The sequence below is a fragment of the Kluyvera cryocrescens NBRC 102467 genome, from assembly GCF_001571285.1.
Lineage (GTDB): Bacteria > Pseudomonadota > Gammaproteobacteria > Enterobacterales > Enterobacteriaceae > Kluyvera > Kluyvera cryocrescens.
This window is the reverse complement of record NZ_BCTM01000013.1, coordinates 1-17,705: the sequence shown is the minus strand read 5'-3', so window position 1 is coordinate 17,705 and position 17,705 is coordinate 1. Positions and strand designations below refer to the sequence as shown.

At 54.5% G+C, this 17,705-nt stretch carries 17 protein-coding genes and 2 tRNA genes; 9 read left to right on the top strand and 10 right to left on the bottom strand.

What is annotated here, in order from left to right; all coding sequences use genetic code 11:
* Positions 1–44 precede the first annotated feature (44 nt).
* Positions 45–1,040, bottom strand: coding sequence for a 6-phosphogluconolactonase (gene pgl, locus KCR01S_RS10530; protein WP_061282671.1), 996 nt, complete (start codon positions 1,038–1,040; stop codon positions 45–47).
* Between the two features lie 130 nt (positions 1,041–1,170).
* On the opposite strand from pgl, the gene KCR01S_RS10525 reads away from it, so the two are divergent.
* Entirely contained in the window at positions 1,171–1,989 is an 819-nt protein-coding gene (locus KCR01S_RS10525) for a pyridoxal phosphatase (protein ID WP_061282670.1), read from the top strand.
* Here KCR01S_RS10525 and modC read toward each other — a convergent pair whose 3' ends face one another.
* The 4 genes from modC to KCR01S_RS24130 form a co-directional block, all read right to left on the bottom strand.
* Complete coding sequence (gene modC / locus KCR01S_RS10520) at positions 1,990–3,048, bottom strand: molybdenum ABC transporter ATP-binding protein ModC (RefSeq protein WP_061282669.1); 1,059 nt, start codon at positions 3,046–3,048, stop codon at positions 1,990–1,992.
* Between the two features lie 3 nt (positions 3,049–3,051).
* Complete coding sequence (modB, locus tag KCR01S_RS10515; RefSeq protein WP_061282668.1) at positions 3,052–3,741, bottom strand: molybdate ABC transporter permease subunit; 690 nt, start codon at positions 3,739–3,741, stop codon at positions 3,052–3,054.
* The gene (modA, locus tag KCR01S_RS10510) at positions 3,741–4,514 is read right to left on the bottom strand and encodes a molybdate ABC transporter substrate-binding protein (protein ID WP_061282667.1); all 774 of its coding nucleotides are present in this window, start codon (positions 4,512–4,514) and stop codon (positions 3,741–3,743) included. The genes modB and modA overlap by 1 nt, the downstream gene beginning before the upstream one ends.
* A gap of 176 nt (positions 4,515–4,690) precedes the next feature.
* Positions 4,691–4,840: an AcrZ family multidrug efflux pump-associated protein gene (locus KCR01S_RS24130; protein WP_072129149.1), complete on the bottom strand. Its 150-nt coding sequence runs from the start codon at positions 4,838–4,840 to the stop codon at positions 4,691–4,693.
* A 130-nt stretch (positions 4,841–4,970) separates the two neighbouring features.
* On the opposite strand from KCR01S_RS24130, the gene modE reads away from it, so the two are divergent.
* From modE to gpmA, 7 genes are all read left to right on the top strand, one after another.
* Positions 4,971–5,759, top strand: a complete 789-nt coding sequence (gene modE, locus KCR01S_RS10505) for a molybdenum-dependent transcriptional regulator (protein WP_061282666.1) — start codon at positions 4,971–4,973, stop codon at positions 5,757–5,759.
* Positions 5,760–5,826: 67 nt separating this feature from the next.
* Positions 5,827–7,296, top strand: a complete 1,470-nt coding sequence (modF, locus tag KCR01S_RS10500) for a molybdate ABC transporter ATP-binding protein ModF (protein ID WP_061282665.1) — start codon at positions 5,827–5,829, stop codon at positions 7,294–7,296.
* Between the two features lie 278 nt (positions 7,297–7,574).
* Positions 7,575–8,591, top strand: a complete 1,017-nt coding sequence (galE, locus tag KCR01S_RS10495; RefSeq protein WP_061282664.1) for a UDP-glucose 4-epimerase GalE — start codon at positions 7,575–7,577, stop codon at positions 8,589–8,591.
* A gap of 10 nt (positions 8,592–8,601) precedes the next feature.
* The gene (gene galT / locus KCR01S_RS10490; RefSeq protein ID WP_061282663.1) at positions 8,602–9,648 is read left to right on the top strand and encodes a galactose-1-phosphate uridylyltransferase; all 1,047 of its coding nucleotides are present in this window, start codon (positions 8,602–8,604) and stop codon (positions 9,646–9,648) included.
* Between the two features lie 2 nt (positions 9,649–9,650).
* Positions 9,651–10,799, top strand: coding sequence for a galactokinase (gene galK, locus KCR01S_RS10485; protein ID WP_061282662.1), 1,149 nt, complete (start codon positions 9,651–9,653; stop codon positions 10,797–10,799).
* On the top strand, positions 10,793–11,833 hold the full coding sequence (gene galM / locus KCR01S_RS10480; RefSeq protein WP_061282661.1) for a galactose-1-epimerase: 1,041 nt from the start codon (positions 10,793–10,795) through the stop codon (positions 11,831–11,833). The genes galK and galM overlap by 7 nt, the downstream gene beginning before the upstream one ends.
* Positions 11,834–12,128: 295 nt before the next feature.
* Positions 12,129–12,881, top strand: coding sequence for a 2,3-diphosphoglycerate-dependent phosphoglycerate mutase (gene gpmA / locus KCR01S_RS10475; RefSeq protein ID WP_052284702.1), 753 nt, complete (start codon positions 12,129–12,131; stop codon positions 12,879–12,881).
* A 124-nt stretch (positions 12,882–13,005) separates the two neighbouring features.
* Here gpmA and aroG read toward each other — a convergent pair whose 3' ends face one another.
* Positions 13,006–14,058, bottom strand: a complete 1,053-nt coding sequence (gene aroG / locus KCR01S_RS10470; protein ID WP_061282660.1) for a 3-deoxy-7-phosphoheptulonate synthase AroG — start codon at positions 14,056–14,058, stop codon at positions 13,006–13,008.
* 333 nt (positions 14,059–14,391) lie between these two features.
* On the opposite strand from aroG, the gene zitB reads away from it, so the two are divergent.
* Positions 14,392–15,336, top strand: a complete 945-nt coding sequence (gene zitB / locus KCR01S_RS10465; protein WP_061282659.1) for a CDF family zinc transporter ZitB — start codon at positions 14,392–14,394, stop codon at positions 15,334–15,336.
* Here zitB and pnuC read toward each other — a convergent pair.
* From pnuC to KCR01S_RS10445, 4 genes are all read right to left on the bottom strand, one after another.
* Positions 15,333–16,052 (bottom strand): nicotinamide riboside transporter PnuC, encoded by a 720-nt coding sequence (gene pnuC / locus KCR01S_RS10460; protein WP_061282658.1) that lies wholly within the window; start codon positions 16,050–16,052, stop codon positions 15,333–15,335. The genes zitB and pnuC overlap by 4 nt on opposite strands.
* Positions 16,053–16,075: 23 nt before the next feature.
* Complete coding sequence (gene nadA / locus KCR01S_RS10455; RefSeq protein ID WP_061282657.1) at positions 16,076–17,119, bottom strand: quinolinate synthase NadA; 1,044 nt, start codon at positions 17,117–17,119, stop codon at positions 16,076–16,078.
* Between the two features lie 257 nt (positions 17,120–17,376).
* Positions 17,377–17,452 (bottom strand) — tRNA-Lys (locus tag KCR01S_RS10450).
* 33 nt (positions 17,453–17,485) lie between these two features.
* Positions 17,486–17,561: transfer RNA gene (locus KCR01S_RS10445), tRNA-Lys, on the bottom strand.
* Between the last annotated feature and the right edge of the window lie 144 nt (positions 17,562–17,705).

Here is a 17,705-nt window from a genome sequence, read left to right as displayed (position 1 = left end):
GGGGAAAGCCAATAGGCTTTGTCAGCTCCGTATCAATCGGCAAATCAATGCGCGTTAACCACCACCCACATCGGTCCCTGGCCAACCGCGTAGCGCCCTTTCTCCTGCAATAGCCCCTGCTCGCCGGCAATTTCATATACCGCGATATGGTGAGATTTCTGTCCCGCCGCCACCAGATACTTACCGCTGTGATCGATGTTAAAGCCACGCGGCTGGGTTTCGGTTGGCTGGAAACCTTCCAGCGACAGTACGCTACCGTCTTCGGAGACGCTGAAGATAGTAATAAGGCTGGAGGTACGATCGCAGGCGTACAGATGACGGCCGTCCGGCGTAATGTGAATATCAGCCGCCCAGCGAGTATCCGAGAAGTCGGCAGGCATCATATCCAGCGTCTGCACGCATTCAATTTCGCCGTGTGGGTTTTTAAGCTCCCAAACGTTAACGGTGCCGTTAAGCTCATTCACGCAGTAGGCATACTGTTCATTCGGGTGGAACACCAGATGACGCGGGCCTGCGCCTTCTACGGTCGTCACTTCTGCCGGGCACTGCTCGGCCAGGAAGCCATCATCGCTGAGGGTGAACAGGCAGATGCGATCCTGCTTCAGCGCAGGAACCCACAGCGTACGGTTATCCGGCGTGATATTGGCCGAGTGACACCCCTCAAGCCCTTCAACGACGTTGACGGTATCGCGCGGCAGGCCATCTTCCAGACGGATCACGGCGACGTTAGCCTGATTGTAGGAGGCGCTGAAGACGAAGTTGCCTTTACGATCGGTAGAAATATGGGTTGGGCTGCCCGGCAGCGGCGCTTCAGCGGCAAAGGTCAGTGCACCATCATCCGGCGCGATGCGGTAGGCCAGCACGCGGAATTCCGGGCGTACGCCGACATACAGAAAGCGTTTATCAGGGCTGACGACCATCGGCTGTACCTGGCCTGGGACATCCACCACCTGCACCAGCGTCAGACTGCCGTCTTGGTTCAGCGTCCAGACGTGGATCTGCTGGCTTTCCGGGCTGGCGGTATAAACGGTCTGTTTCATGACTACTCCTTTTACGAAATCGTAGAATTTGCGGCGGGTTATCATCGCCTGCTTCACACCATTTTGCCGCACAGGTATCTCGGTGTACCATCCTGCACAGCGAATTTTCTCTTTTACTTCGGACATGACTATGACTGCACGTGTAATTGCCCTGGATCTGGACGGAACGCTCCTGACGCCAAAGAAAACCCTGCTCCCTTCTTCTCTGGAAGCGCTGAATCGAGCCCGGGCCGCTGGGTATCAATTAATGATCGTGACCGGTCGTCACCACGTTGCCATCCATCCTTTTTATCAGGCACTGGCGTTAGATACACCTGCAATTTGTTGTAATGGCACTTACTTGTATGATTATCAAGCGAAAAAAGTACTGGATGCCGATCCGATGCCGGTAGAAAAAGCCCAGCTGTTGATTAATTTACTTGATGAGCATCGCATTCACGGCCTGATGTACGTCGACGATACCATGATGTACCAGCACCCCACCGGGCACGTCACCCGCACCAGTAACTGGGCATTGACGTTGCCGGAAGACCAGCGCCCATCCTTTACCCAAGTCGACTCCCTGGCGCAGGCCGCACGTGAGGTCAAAAACGTGTGGAAATTTGCCCTAACGGATGAAAATGGCCAGAAACTGCAGGATTTCGCCAAACACGTTGAGCAGACGCTGCAGCTAGAGTGCGAATGGTCATGGCACGATCAGGTCGATATCGCCCGCCAGGGCAACAGCAAAGGTAAGCGTCTGACCCAGTTTGTCACCGCGCAGGGCTGGTCAATGCAGGACGTTATCGCCTTTGGCGATAACTTTAACGATATCAGTATGCTGGAAGCTGCCGGAACCGGCGTGGCGATGGGGAATGCCGATGACGCGGTGAAAGCTCGCGCCAACGTGGTGATCGGCGAAAACACCACGGATGCTATCGCCGATTATATCAACCAACACCTGCTGTAATCAGGCGGTGATGGAGACGCTCTTCACCTGGGCGTAGAGCCACTGGCCTGGTTTCACTGCCAGGTCATCTCTTGCCCACGGGCTGATGCGGGCCCACAGCGTGCGCCCGCTAACGTCGAGCTGAACTTCAACCTGGCCGTTATCGTCGTAGCACTGCAGCACTTTGGCGTGCAGTACGTTACGAATACTGGTGTGCGGAGAAGGCTGAAGTACCAGCGAGACATCGGTGGCCTGAATGCGTATACGCACCGCACTTTGCAGCGGCTTCTCCAGCTTATTCACCCAAATATGTTGGTCGCCTAGCGCCAGTGCGGTCATCGCATAGTGCGGATGATGTTCCAGCACCGTCACGCGCAGAATGCTGCTTTGCTGATCCTGCGGCAGCCACGGGTGCATCACGCTGCTGCCCCATACCTCTTCCAGATTACCGAAAGCTTTGACCTGCCCGCCTTCCAGCACCAGCACTTTATCGGCCAAATGCAGGATCTCATCCAGCGAGTGGCTGACATAAAGCATCGGAATATTAATCTCGCGCGCCAGCCGCTGCAGGTAAGGCAGCAGTTCACGTTTACGTGGAATGTCGAGTGACGCCAGCGGTTCGTCAAGCAGCAACAGTTCTGGCGCGGTGAGCAGCGCACGACCAATGGCGACGCGCTGTTTTTCACCACCGGAGAGACTGCCGGGCAGGCGATCGAGCAGCGCTTCAATACCCAGCAACGCCACCAGCTTATCGAACTGACCAGCCATGCTTTTCGCCATGCCGTAGCGAAGATTGCCACGCACTTTATAGTGCGGGAAGAGTCGAGCATCCTGAAAAACATAGCCAATGCGACGCTTCTCCGGCGCCAGGCTCACGCCCTGCTCCGCATCGTTCAACACCCGGCCATTAAGGACGATACGCCCCTGCTGCGGTTGCGTCAGGCCGCTGATGGCATTGATAAGCGAGGTTTTTCCCGCGCCCGAAACGCCAAATACGGCGGTAATACCGGACGCCGGCAGAGATTCATTAATGTGCAGACAGTGCGTGCCCAGCGTCTGGCTAAAGTTCAGCTCCAGCATCGGTTACGCTCCTATCCGCTGACGGCTAATCCGCGCCAGCCATTCAGAAATCATCAGGGAAATCAGCGCCAGCACGATAGAAATCAGGCACAGCCGTGCCGCCGCGCTTTCGCCGCCCGGGGTTTGAATCAGCGTATACATGGCAGACGGGATCGTGCGGGTTTCGCCGGGAATATTGGAGACAAACGTAATGGTCGCGCCAAATTCACCCAGTGAACGAGCGAACGCCAGCACGGTGCCGACGATAATACCGGGCAACATTAGCGGTAGCGTGATGGTGCAAAACACCCGCCAGCGTCCTGCGCCCAGCGTGCGTGCCGCCTGTTCGAGCTTGATGTCGACGCCTTCCAGCGCCAGGCGAATGGCCCTGACCATCAGCGGGAATGACATTACCGCCGCCGCCAGAACCGCCCCACGCCAGCTAAAGGCAAAGGTCAGGCCGAACCAGTCATACAGCCAACTGCCAATAAAACCGCGACGCCCCATTGATACCAATAACAGGTAACCGACCACCACCGGCGGCAGCACCAGCGGCAGATGGATAAGGCCGTCGAGTAGCGCCTTACCGGGGAAGTTGCGGCGCACCAGCAACCAGGCAAAAAAGATCCCAAACGGCAGGCTAAATACCACGGCCAGGGATGACACTTTCAGGCTCAGCAGAACCGCTTGCCATTCGGGATCGGACAATATCATTAGCGAGTCGTAAATCCGTAACGTTTAAAGATTTCAGACGCCTGCGGCCCTTTCAGGTAGTCATAAAACGCCGAGACGGTTGCATTTTTATGGCCATCGGTGATGGCAATCGGGTATTCGACTTTCTTGTGCGAATCTTCCGGGAAAGTCCCGACAACTTTAACACCTTTGCTGGCAACAGCGTCAGAACCGTAAACAATGCCCAGCGGCGCTTCGTTACGTTCAACCAACGCCAGAGCGCCACGCACGTCTTCCGCAGGTGCCAGTTTTGACGACAGCGTTTCCCACGCACCCAGTTTTTGCAGCGCTTCTTTCGCGTAGATGCCTGCCGGAACGTGCTCTGGATCGCCAACCGCCAGACGGCCGCCTTTCAGCAGGCTGGTCCAGTTAGTTTTCGCATCAATGGTGATATCGCCCTGCGCGCTGGCTTTCGGCGCTACAACCACCAGGCTGTTACCCAACAGCGTTTCGCGCGTGGCGGTGTCGATAGCTTTTTTCTCTACCGCGTAATCCATCCACTTTTGATCCGCCGAGATAAACAGATCCGCCGGTGCACCGGCTTCAATCTGGCGAGCCAGCGTTGAAGAAGAAGCAAAAGAGGAGACAACCTCAACGTTTTTCTCTTTTTTGTACTCTTTCGCAATATCCTGCATCGCGTTGGTCAGCGACGCGGCGGCAAATACGGTAATTTTAGCGTCATCCGCCAGCGCGTGACCCGCGACGGAAAGCGTTAATGTCGCCCCTGCAAATAAACGTAACCATGAACCTGTCATTTAAAACTCCTGTGAGTGCCGTTGTATACAGAAAAATACAGCGCTGAGTATAGGGGTTTTCTGGCATTAATGCATTACAGATACATGAATGATTGTGGGTATTACAGGGAGTTATCGGCAGAAATGTGGAATGCTTAATAGTAAAACGCCCGGCAGAAGCGGGCGTTTTGGGGAAATCAGTGGTTTTGCTGGCTGCGGTCTTTGTGACCGACGCCGGAGAAGATGTTAAACACTTCACCCAGACCGTAAATCAACCCCAGGATGATAGCCATCACTACGGGTACCATGATTACGGCAAATACCAGACTTTTCAACAGCTCTAACATGGTTTACTCCAGACATTGTGATGCGGCTATTGTAACCGTATAGCGCAGAAATACACTCCCTTTTGTGCGGTGCGCTTTGCGTCTGCCTCCATTTGGGTCAAAATACCCTTTTTCTGACCAGGATACTCTTATGCAGGCTGAAATCCTTCTTACCCTCAAGCTTCAGCAGCGCCTGTTTGCCGATCCGCGCCGCATTTCACTCCTCAAACAAATAGCACAGACTGGTTCTATCAGCCAGGGGGCGAAAAACGCCGGCATCAGCTATAAGAGCGCCTGGGACGCCATTAATGAAATGAATCAGCTTAGCGAACAGTCGCTGGTTGACCGCGCGACCGGTGGTAAAGGCGGCGGCGGCGCGGTGCTAACCCGCTATGGCCAGCGACTGATTCAACTCTACGATTTGCTGGCGCAAATTCAGCAAAAGGCTTTTGATGTCCTCAGCGATGACGATGCGCTACCGCTGGACAGCCTGTTGGCCGCCATCTCTCGCTTCTCGCTGCAAACCAGCGCCCGAAACCAGTGGTTTGGTACGGTCACCCAGCGCGACCACCAGCAGGTACAGCAGCACGTCGATATTCTGCTGGCCGACGGTACCACTCGCCTAAAAGTGGCAATTACCGCGCAAAGCGGTGAGCGCCTTGGCCTGGATGAAGGAAAAGAGGTGCTGGTGCTGTTAAAAGCGCCGTGGGTCAACGTCACCCGCGATCCATCCGTCGCCGCCGAAGCCGACAACCAACTCACCTGCCGCATTAGCCATATTCAGCGCGGCAACGAACAGTGCGAAGTGCTAATGGCGTTACCGGATGGCCAAACCCTGTGCGCCACCCTGCCGCTGAGCGATGCCGAAACGCTGGAAGAAGGCGCTGATGTCATCGCATTCTTTAACGCCGACAGAATCATTGTTGCCACCTTGTGCTGATAACATTGACATTCCGCGCCTGAAGACGTATCCCTGATGCATATCGCTGCAAAAAATGGGATACATCATGTCATCATTGCATATTTCGCAAGGCACGTTTCGTCTTAGCGACACAAAAACATTAAAAATTGAGCAATTGACGCTGCGCGCTGGCGAGAGCTGGGCGTTTGTCGGCAGCAACGGTAGCGGGAAATCCTCCCTTGCCCGCGCGCTGGCGGGCGAGCTCACGCTGCTGTCCGGCAGCCGTGAATGCCAGTTCACACGCATTACCCGTCTCTCCTTCGAACAGCTACAAAAGCTGGTCAGCGACGAGTGGCAGCGTAACAATACCGATATGGTAAGCCCTGGTGAGGATGATACTGGGCGCACAGCCGCCGAGATTATCCAGGACGAAGTGAAAGACCCGGCGCTGTGCGCAACGCTGGCTGCGCAGTTTGGCATCAGCCACCTGCTTGAGCGCCGCTTCAAATATCTCTCCACCGGCGAAACCCGCAAAACGTTACTCTGTCAGGCACTGATGGCACAGCCCGATCTGTTGATTCTTGATGAGCCTTTTGACGGCCTCGACGTCGCCTCACGCCGCCAGTTGGCGGATCATCTGGCGACGCTCCATGAAGCGGGCTATACGCTGGTGCTAGTGCTTAACCGCTTTGACGATATTCCTGAATTTGTGCCCTTTGCTGGCGTGTTGGCCGACTGTACGTTAACGGAAACTGGCGCAACCAAAGCACTGCTGGCACAAACGCTGATCGCGCAGCTGGCGCACAGTGAGAAACTTTCCGGCATGACGCTGCCTGAGCCAGATGCACCGTCGGCGCGTCTCTCACTGCCCGATGATCAACCGCGTATTGTGCTCAATGATGGCGTGGTGTCCTATAACGATCGGCCGATAATTAACCACCTTAGTTGGACGGTCGCACCCTATGAACACTGGCAGATTGTCGGCCCAAACGGGGCGGGGAAATCGACGCTGTTAAGCCTTGTCACCAGCGATCACCCGCAGGGCTACAGCAACGACCTAACGCTTTTTGGTCGCCGTCGCGGCAGTGGGGAAACCATTTGGGATATCAAAAAGCATATCGGCTACGTCAGCAGTAGCCTGCATCTTGATTACCGAGTCAGCACTAACCTGCGCAATGTGATCCTCTCTGGCTATTTTGACTCAATTGGAATTTATCAGGCCGTTTCCGATAAGCAACGCAAACTGGTTGACGAATGGCTGCACATTCTCGGCATGGACGCGCGTACCGCAGATGCTCCGTTCCACAGTTTATCGTGGGGCCAGCAGCGTTTGGCGCTGATTGTCCGCGCGCTGGTGAAACACCCTACGCTGCTGATTCTTGACGAACCGTTACAGGGGCTTGATCCGCTTAATCGTCAGGTCGTACGCCGTTTCATCGATGTGTTGATTAGCGAAGGAAAAACACAGCTGCTGTTTGTTTCACACCATGCAGAAGACGCCCCGGAGTGTATTACTCATCGTCTGGAATTTGTCGCCGACGGCGATGGATATCGCTATGAGGTGGGACCACTGTAACTCACCGTCACCGGGGCGTCGCGTTCGCCCCGGCTCTTCATTGCCCAGTTCCGTACGACTCGGCAACGCTGCCATCTTCACTCATTTCCCCTTTGCGCCTCTTTTTCGGATTATGTGCACAATACAGCGGTAGCGCCTTTGATTTACAATGTAAATTCTGCGGTCAATGACCCGTGCTGCGTCAGTGTAAGCGATTCCACTAATATAGCCCATGTCACACTTTTGGCTTCTCTGTTATGCTAAGGTTCTTCCATGCCATAAGCTTAACGGAGCTAAAAATGAAAGTATTGGTTACAGGTGGTAGCGGTTACATAGGAAGCCACACGTGTGTACAACTGCTGCAACAAGGCCACGACGTCATCATCCTCGACAACCTGTGCAACAGTAAGCGCAGCGTCCTGCCGGTTATTGCTCGCTTGGGCGGTAAGCAGGCGACCTTTGTCGAAGGCGATATCCGTAACGAAGCGCTACTCACCGAAATCCTGCACGATCACGCCATTGACGCGGTGATCCATTTCGCGGGTCTGAAAGCCGTTGGCGAGTCGGTGCAAAAACCCCTGGAGTACTATGACAACAACGTCAACGGTACCCTGCGTCTGATTGCCGCGATGCGTGCAGCCAACGTCAAAAACTTCATTTTCAGCTCTTCCGCAACCGTCTATGGCGACCAGCCGAAAATCCCTTACGTCGAAAGCTTCCCAACCGGTACACCGCAGAGCCCTTACGGCAAAAGCAAACTGATGGTGGAGCAAATCCTCACCGACCTGCAAAAAGCACAGCCAGACTGGAGCATCGCGCTGCTGCGCTACTTCAACCCGGTTGGCGCACATCAGTCCGGTGATATGGGCGAAGATCCGCAAGGCATTCCAAATAACCTGATGCCTTATATCGCTCAGGTGGCGGTAGGTCGTCGCGAATCGCTGGCTATTTTCGGCAACGACTACCCAACGCCTGATGGTACCGGGGTGCGCGACTATATCCACGTTATGGATCTGGCCGATGGTCACGTTGCAGCGATGGAAAAACTGGCGAATAAAGCGGGCGTCCACATTTACAACCTCGGCGCTGGCGTTGGCAGCAGCGTGCTTGACGTGGTCAACGCGTTCAGCAAAGCCTGTGGCAAACCGATCAACTATCACTTCGCGCCGCGTCGCGATGGCGATCTCCCGGCCTATTGGGCCGATGCCAGCAAAGCCGATAAAGAGCTGAACTGGCACGTAACTCGTAATCTTGATGAGATGGCGCAGGACACCTGGAACTGGCAGTCCCGTCACCCTCAGGGCTATCCGGACTAAGGATTTTGTGATGACACCATTTAACCCCGTCGACCATCCGCATCGCCGTTTTAATCCATTAACCGGCCAGTGGATCCTCGTTTCACCGCATCGTGCAAAGCGCCCATGGCAAGGGGCGCAAGAGACGCCCGCAAAACAAACGCTGCCCGCGCACGATCCGGATTGCTTTTTATGCCCGGGTAATACTCGGGTGACGGGCGATAAAAATCCCGACTACACCAGCACATACGTCTTTACTAACGATTTTGCCGCGCTGATGACCGACACGCCGGATGCGCCGGAAAGCAACGATCCGCTGATGCGTTGCCAGAGCGCACGCGGCACCAGCCGGGTTATCTGCTTCTCGCCGGATCACAGCAAAACGCTGCCAGAGCTAAGCCTTAGCGCACTGCAATCGGTGGTCAAAACCTGGCAAGAACAGACGGCCGAACTGGGCCAACAATATCCATGGGTGCAGGTCTTTGAAAACAAAGGCGCGGCGATGGGCTGCTCCAACCCACACCCGCATGGCCAGGTGTGGGCTAACAGCTTCCTGCCCAACGAGATTGAGCGTGAAGACCGTTTGATGCGTGAGTATTACGCCGAACACCGTGCACCAATGCTGATGGATTACGTCACCCGCGAGCTTGCCGATGGCAGCCGTACCGTGGTGGAAACCGAACACTGGCTTGCCGTCGTGCCTTACTGGGCGGCCTGGCCATTTGAAACGTTGTTGCTGCCAAAAACCCACGTGCTGCGCATCACCGATTTAACTGACGCTCAGCGCGACGATTTGGCGCTAGCGCTGAAAAAATTGACAAGCCGTTACGACAACCTGTTCCAGTGCTCATTCCCCTACTCCATGGGCTGGCACGGCGCGCCGTTCAACGGTGAAGAGAACGCACACTGGCAACTGCACGCGCACTTCTATCCGCCGCTGCTGCGCTCCGCCACCGTGCGTAAATTTATGGTCGGGTACGAAATGCTGGCAGAGACCCAGCGTGACCTGACGGCAGAACAAGCGGCCGAGCGACTGCGCGCGGTCAGCGACATCCATTTTCGCGAATCCGGAGAATAACCATGAGTCTGAAAGATAAAACACAAACCCTGTTTGCTGAAAAATTTGGCTACCCTGCCACTCACGTGATTCAGGCTCCGGGCCGCGTAAACCTTATCGGCGAGCACACTGACTATAACGATGGCTTTGTGCTGCCGTGCGCTATTGATTATCAAACCGTGATCAGCTGCGCGCCGCGCACCGATCGCCAGGTGCGGGTTATCGCCGCTGACTATGATAACCAGATTGACCAGTTCTCTCTGGATACGTCCATCGTTGCCCATGACACCCAGCAGTGGTCCAACTACGTCCGCGGCGTGGTGAAGCATCTGCAAAAACGCAACAACGCGTTTGGCGGCGCGGATCTGGTGATCAGCGGTAACGTGCCACAGGGCGCGGGATTAAGTTCCTCAGCCTCGCTGGAAGTGGCGGTCGGCACCGTGTTCCAGCAGCTTTATCAGTTGCCGCTCGATGGCGCGCAGATTGCCTTGAATGGCCAGGAAGCTGAAAACCAGTTTGTCGGCTGTAACTGCGGCATCATGGATCAGCTGATTTCAGCACTGGGTAAAAAAGACCACGCGCTGCTGATTGACTGTCGCTCTTTAGACACCAAGGCCGTTTCTATGCCTGATGGTGTCGCGGTAGTCATTATCAACAGTAACTTTAAACGCACCCTGGTCGGCAGCGAGTACAACACCCGTCGCGAACAGTGCGAAACCGGCGCGCGTTTCTTCCAGCAGCCGGCGCTGCGTGATGTCACCCTCGAGCAGTTTAACGCGGTGGCTAACGAGCTGGATCCTATCGTCGCCAAACGCGTCCGCCACGTACTGACGGAAAATGCCCGTACCGTGGAAGCGGCCTCGGCGCTCGAGAAAGGCGACCTGCTGCGCATGGGTCAACTGATGGCAGAATCACACGCTTCGATGCGCGATGACTTCGAAATTACCGTCCCGCAAATCGACACCCTGGTGGAGATTGTCAAAGCGACCATCGGCGATAAAGGCGGCGTACGTATGACCGGCGGCGGCTTTGGCGGCTGTATTGTCGCACTGATGCCAGAAGCGCTGGTTCCTGCGGTGCAGCAAGCCGTGGCCGAGCAGTACGAAGCGAAAACCGGCATCAAAGAGACATTCTACGTGTGCAAAGCGTCACAAGGAGCCGGCCAGTGCTAACTTCATCTTCTGCGCTGGCCGCCGACGGCCAGCCTTACCAGCTAATTACGTTACGCAATGCGCATAACGTTGTCGTAACCTTAATGGACTGGGGGGCTACGCTGCTGTCCGCGCGTATTCCACTGCAGGACGGCAGCGTGCGTGAAGCGCTGCTCGGCTGTGCTGAACCTGAGCAATACGCCAGGCAGTCGGCGTTCCTTGGTGCCTCCATTGGTCGCTACGCTAACCGTATCGCCAACAGCCGTTTTACGTTGGATGGCGCTACGGTCAACGTTGAACCTAGCCAGGGCGAACACCAGCTGCACGGCGGCCCGCAGGGTTTTGACAAACGCCGCTGGGCTATCGCATCTCAGGCTGCTGCTGAAGTGGTGTTTACTCTCTTCTCTGCAGATGGCGATCAGGGTTTCCCCGGCGCGCTGCAGGCAACCGCAACTTATCGTCTGACTGACGATAACCGTATTTCAATTGAATATCGTGCGACGGTAGATAAAGCCTGTCCGGTAAACCTGACCAACCACGTTTACTTCAATCTCGACGGGGCACAAACCGACGTGCGTCACCATACGCTGCAGCTGCTGGCGGATGCTTATCTGCCGGTAGATTCCAGCGGTATTCCGCACGAGGTTTTGAAAGACGTCACCGGAACCAGCTTCGATTTCCGCAAGCCTAAAACCGTGGTCAGGGATTTCTTAAGCGATGCCGATCAGCAAAAGGTGAACGGCTACGATCACGGCTTCCTGCTTCAGGCGAAAGGCGATGCTTCTCAGGCCGTTGCTCACGTCTGGTCTCAGGATAAGAAGCTACAGATGGCGGTCTATACCTCAGCTCCGGCGATCCAGTTTTACTCCGGTAATTTTCTCGAAGGCACCCTCTCCCGTACCGCTCAGCCCTATGCCACCTGGCAGGGCCTGGCGCTGGAGAGCGAATTTCTGCCCGACAGCCCAAATCATCCGGAATGGCCGCAGCCTGATTGCATCCTGCGTCCGGGCACAGAGTACGTCAGCCTGACGGAATATCAGTTTATTGCGCTTTAACCGCTAATGTCTCCCGGCTGAGCGACGCGACGCCGGGAGCCTGACCGCCCGCTTCAAAGGCAATAACACGTTCTGGACTAGCGGCGAGCGCTGCCCCTTCTGCCCATCTCGCCGATCTTTTCGCCATTTCGCTGATTTTAACGTCACCCACAGACAAAATAATAACGCCGAGTTCACATGCGTCTTACACTGGGGCACTATTTTCGCTATGGTTATGCATAAGCGTTGCTGCTGAGGCAATCACGGCAATATAATGAGAATTGTTATCATTCAATAAAGCTTGAGGAGTGAGAGTATGGCTGTAACTAAGCTGGTACTGGTTCGTCACGGTGAAAGTCAGTGGAACAACGAAAACCGTTTCACCGGTTGGTACGACGTTGACCTGTCTGAGAAAGGCGTTAGCGAAGCAAAAGCGGCAGGTAAACTGCTGAAGGCTGAAGGCTTCAGCTTTGATTTTGCTTATACCTCTGTGCTGAAACGTGCCATCCACACGCTGTGGAACGTTCTGGATGAACTGGACCAGGCCTGGCTGCCGGTTGAGAAATCCTGGAAACTGAACGAACGTCACTACGGTGCGCTGCAGGGTCTGAACAAAGCCGAAACCGCTGAAAAATACGGTGACGAGCAGGTTAAACAATGGCGTCGTGGCTTCGCGGTGACTCCACCAGAGCTGACCAAAGACGATGAACGCTTCCCAGGCCACGACCCGCGCTATGCGAAACTGACCGATAAAGAATTGCCTACCACCGAGAGCCTGGCGTTGACCATCGAGCGCGTAGTGCCTTACTGGAATGAAACCATTCTGCCTCGTCTGAAAAGCGGTGAGCGCGTCATCATCGCCGCTCACGGTAACTCCCTGCGTGCGCTGGTGAAATACCTGGACAACATGGGCGAAGATGAAATTCTCGAGCTGAACATTCCTACCGGCGTTCCACTGGTCTACGAGTTCGACGAAAACTTCAAACCGATCAAGCACTACTATCTGGGCAACGCGGACGAAATCGCAGCGAAAGCCGCAGCGGTAGCGAACCAGGGTAAAGCGAAGTAATTCGTTCCCGGTTAAAAATGAAAAAGCGTGGGATATCCCACGCTTTTTTTATCTCTGATGCGCCTGATAACGCCAGCATCAGCGAAACCCGGAGGCGGAGCGCCAAGCCGGGCCACGATGTGAATTAACCGCGACGCGCTTTAACCGCGCCCGCCAGTTGGCGCAGGATCGTATCGGTATCATCCCAGTTAATGCAGGCATCGGTGATACTCTTGCCATAAACCAGCGGCTCGCCGCTGTCTGGGTTCTGGTTCCCTTCCACCAGATGACTTTCGATCATCACGCCCATAATCGCTTTCTCGCCGCCAGCAATCTGCTGACAGACATCGGCACCCACGTCCATCTGCTTTTTGTACTGCTTGCTGGAGTTAGCATGGCTGAAGTCAATCATGATTTGCGCCGGAAGACCTGCTTTCGCCAGCCCTTCTTTCACCGCAGCCACATGGGACGCACTGTAGTTTGGCTCTTTACCGCCGCGCAGAATGATATGGCAATCGCCGTTACCACTGGTGTTCACAATTGCGGAATGACCCCATTTAGTCACCGACAGGAAACAGTGAGCCGCGCCGGCAGCATTGATCGCATCGATAGCGACTTTGATGGTGCCGTCAGTACCATTTTTGAAGCCAACCGGGCAAGAAAGGCCGGAAGCCAGTTCGCGGTGAACCTGTGATTCGGTCGTACGCGCACCAATGGCACCCCAGCTCATCAGATCGGCCAGATACTGCGGGGTGATCATATCGAGGAACTCGCCCGCCGCAGGTAAACCAGTATCGTTGATATCCAGCAGCAGCTTGCGGGCAATACGCAGGCCGTCGTTAATCTGGAAGCTGTTATCCATGTGCGGATCGTTGATAAGCCCCTTCCAACCCACAGTGGTGCGCGGTTTTTCAAAATAGACGCGCATGACGATTTCCAGCTCACCGTTCAACTCTTCACGGATTTTCAGCAGGCGTTGCGCATATTCTTTCGCGGCAACCGGATCGTGAATCGAGCATGGACCAATCACCACCAGCAGGCGATCGTCATCCCCTCTCAGGATCTGGTGGATCGCTTTGCGTGCATGAGAAACGGTGTTGGCAGCGTTTTCTGTCGCGGGAAATTTTTCAAGGAGTGCTACAGGAGGTAATAACTCGTTGATCTCTTTAATGCGTAAATCGTCGTTCTGATAATTCATGACTGTTCCAGTGTTGCCATACTTATACAATTGAGTGCAATCCCTTCAATCTATATCGTCAGCAAAAAAGTGTAAACTGGCTTTTACACTTTAACCGGTTAATGACTAAAAAAACCCTACATTTTAGAATTTAATAGCAAATAAAAGCGATAAAAAGCCTTATGCATGGAATTTAAAACCACAAAATACATCAAAAACAATATATATCAGTCATACATGCCTAAGGACGCGCTATAAATGCCCAGCCATTCATCGCATCTATTTCTGTGCGCAAAAAGCAAAGATCTGCAATGATGTCAGGTAGTCACACTTAATTAACGAAGGACGACGCTCATGCCGCACCAGCATGATTCACATACCCATGCCGCCCCGGATAATGGTAACGGCCGCCGCTTACTGCTGGCTTTTGGCGTAACCGCAGGCTTTATGGTCATCGAGGCCATTGGCGGGGTGATCTCCGGCTCGCTGGCGCTGCTGGCCGATGCCGGGCATATGCTGACCGATTCCGCCGCACTGCTGTTTGCGCTGCTGGCCGTACATTTTGCCCGCCGCCCGCCTAGCGTACGGCACACTTTTGGCTGGCTAAGGCTTACTACCCTGGCCGCCTTCGTTAACGCCATCGCCCTGCTGTTTATTATTGTGTTAATCGTCTGGGAAGCGGTGAAGCGTTTCTATACACCGCAGCCGGTGGCCGGCGTCACCATGATGGTGATTGCCGTTGCCGGACTGCTGGCGAACATTCTGGCCTTTTGGATACTGCATCGCGGCAGCGAAGAAAAGAATCTAAACGTGCGAGCAGCGGCGCTACACGTGATGGGCGATCTCTTAGGATCCGTTGGCGCCATTATTGCGGCGATAGTGATCATGACCACCGGCTGGACGCCAATTGATCCGATATTATCGGTGCTGGTTTCCTGCCTCGTGCTGCGCAGCGCGTGGTCGTTGCTAAAAGAGAGCCTCAATGAACTGCTGGAGGGGGCTCCGCAGGCAATTGATGTTGCCGCATTAAAGCGCAATATGCGCCGTTCTCTGCCAGAAGTCCGCGACGTACACCATGTCCACGTTTGGCTAGTCGGTGAAAAACCGTTAATGACCTTGCACGTCCAGGTGGTGCCGCCGCACGATCATGATGCCCTTCTGGATAGGATCCATCATTTTCTCGAACAGCAGTATCAGATTGACCACGCTACGGTACAAATGGAGTATCAGCCGTGTAGCGGCCCGGAATGCCACCTTAACGAGGCGCACTCCGGAACCGGACATCATCACCATCATTAATGGGATAGCGCGCGAGAGCCGCGCTCACGCGCGCTGTTAATCCACATCCGACTACCGTTAAGGGCAATAAAGGTCAGGATCAAGTATTCCAGCGCCATGGCATAGACACCCTGCAGGGTGAAAATAGCCACGCTTATCACGTTAATCACCACCCAAAGCAGCCAGTTCTCAACGTATTTGCGCGTCATCAGGACCATCGCCGCAATCGACAGCACCATCATGCAGGAATCCCAGAACGGGAACGCATCGGGTTGCAGCTCCGGCATCACCACATTCATTCCCAGCGTCTGCATCACACTCACGGCAACCTGAGTCAACACGGCGAAGACCGGGTCGATATAGACGGTCATCAGGCCAATGGCAATCACGCAGGCAGCAAGCCAGGCGAGCGCTTTCCGCAGCGGCAGCCAGCGAATGTGCAGCTCCGCTTCATGATGGCTGGTTTGCCGCGACCACGCGTACCAGCCATAAATATTGGCGGCGAAGAAAAAGAGCTGCAGCAGCAGGCTGGCGTAGAGTTGGATCTGGAAAAAGATAATGGCGAACAGCGTGACGTTAATCAGCCCAAACAGGTAGTTAACGATCTTCTCAAGGCTCGCCAGCCAGATACACAATAGGCCCGCGATAGTGCCTATCGCTTCAATCCACGACAGGTCATACCCCCCGGCCCCAATGGGAATGTGCACCAGAATATTTTGCGTACTTAAAAAATCCATTTTAACTCCAGCGTGTTAGACGGTTACCCTCGAAGTGTAGCCGCAAAATCCAGCATGCGGTTAAGCGGAATTAACGCGCCTTTTCGCAATGCTTCATCCACGTGAATTTCGTGCGCTGCACCACCGTTTTCGAGGCTGTCAGCGATCGCTTTTAGGCCATTCATGGCCATCCACGGACAGTGCGCGCAGGTGCGACAGGTTGCCCCTTCACCGGCCGTCGGTGCTTCAAACAGCGCTTTATCAGGTACGGCCTGCTGCATTTTGTAGAAAATCCCGCGGTCGGTAGCCACAATTAGCTGCTGATGCGGCAAGGTTTTCGCCGCGTTAATCAACTGGCTGGTTGAACCAACCGCATCGGCCATATCCACAATGGCCTGAGGAGATTCCGGGTGCACCAGTACCGCTGCCTGCGGGTAAAGTGCTTTCATCCGGCTTAACGCCTGAGTTTTAAACTCATCGTGGACGATACACGCCCCCTGCCAACACAAAACATCGGCGCCAGTTTGCTTTTGCACATAGCGGCCCAGGTGACGATCCGGTGCCCAGATAATTTTCTCTCCCAGACTGTCGAGATGCTCAATCAGCTCCACGGCGATGCTCGAGGTCACTACCCAATCTGCACGAGCTTTTACCGCCGCTGACGTATTGGCATAAACCACCACGGTGCGATCGGGATGTGCATCGCAGAAATCGTTAAACGCGTCGATTGGACAGCCAAGATCCAGCGAGCATTCCGCATTGAGCGTCGGCATAAGGATGGTTTTTTCCGGACTCAGAATTTTGGCGGTCTCGCCCATAAAACGCACGCCCGCGACCAGCAGCGTTGAAGCTTCATGCTTTGCGCCAAAACGCGCCATCTCCAGTGAGTCAGAAATACAGCCACCGGTCTCTTCTGCCAGCTGCTGAATCTCCGGGTCGGTATAATAGTGCGCCACCATCACGGCATTGCGCTCTTTGAGTAACCGTTTTATTTTTTCGCGATAAAACTGCTTCTCATCACGACTTAACGGCGTCGGCTTCGGAGGAAACGGGTAAATCGCTGCTTCTGGATCAAACATCACGCTCATCATGCTTCTCGTTTTACTGGCTTAACGAAATAAGCGGCTATAAGGCAATGCATCGCCTTTACCGCGGCAATATGTTTTATATGCTAAACAAGATAGCGGATTGCAGAAAAAAAGTCGTGGTGAATTTTGGGCATTTAAGGGCATTGGCCTAAATGGACGGATAGGATGAGAAATGCGTTTGAGGCTAACCCCGAGTGGGAAAAGAAATGGCTGAATTGCAGATAGCAAAAAGGCGCCTTTAGGGCGCCTTTTTACACTGGTGGGGCGTGCAGGATTCGAACCTGCGACCAATTGATTAAAAGTCAACTGCTCTACCAACTGAGCTAACGCCCCCTTATGGGGTTTACTGCTTTAATCTCTTCAGGATGGTGGGGCGTGCAGGATTCGAACCTGCGACCAATTGATTAAAAGTCAACTGCTCTACCAACTGAGCTAACGCCCCATTCGGGTGTTGCCTGAAAGATTTAACTCGGGACCATCAATAAAGATGGTGGGTCGTGCAGGATGACTCGACTTCGTCTCGCCCTACGGGCCATTGCTAAAGCAATGTTATCCTTCACGGTTAACATCTGAGTGTGATGTTAAT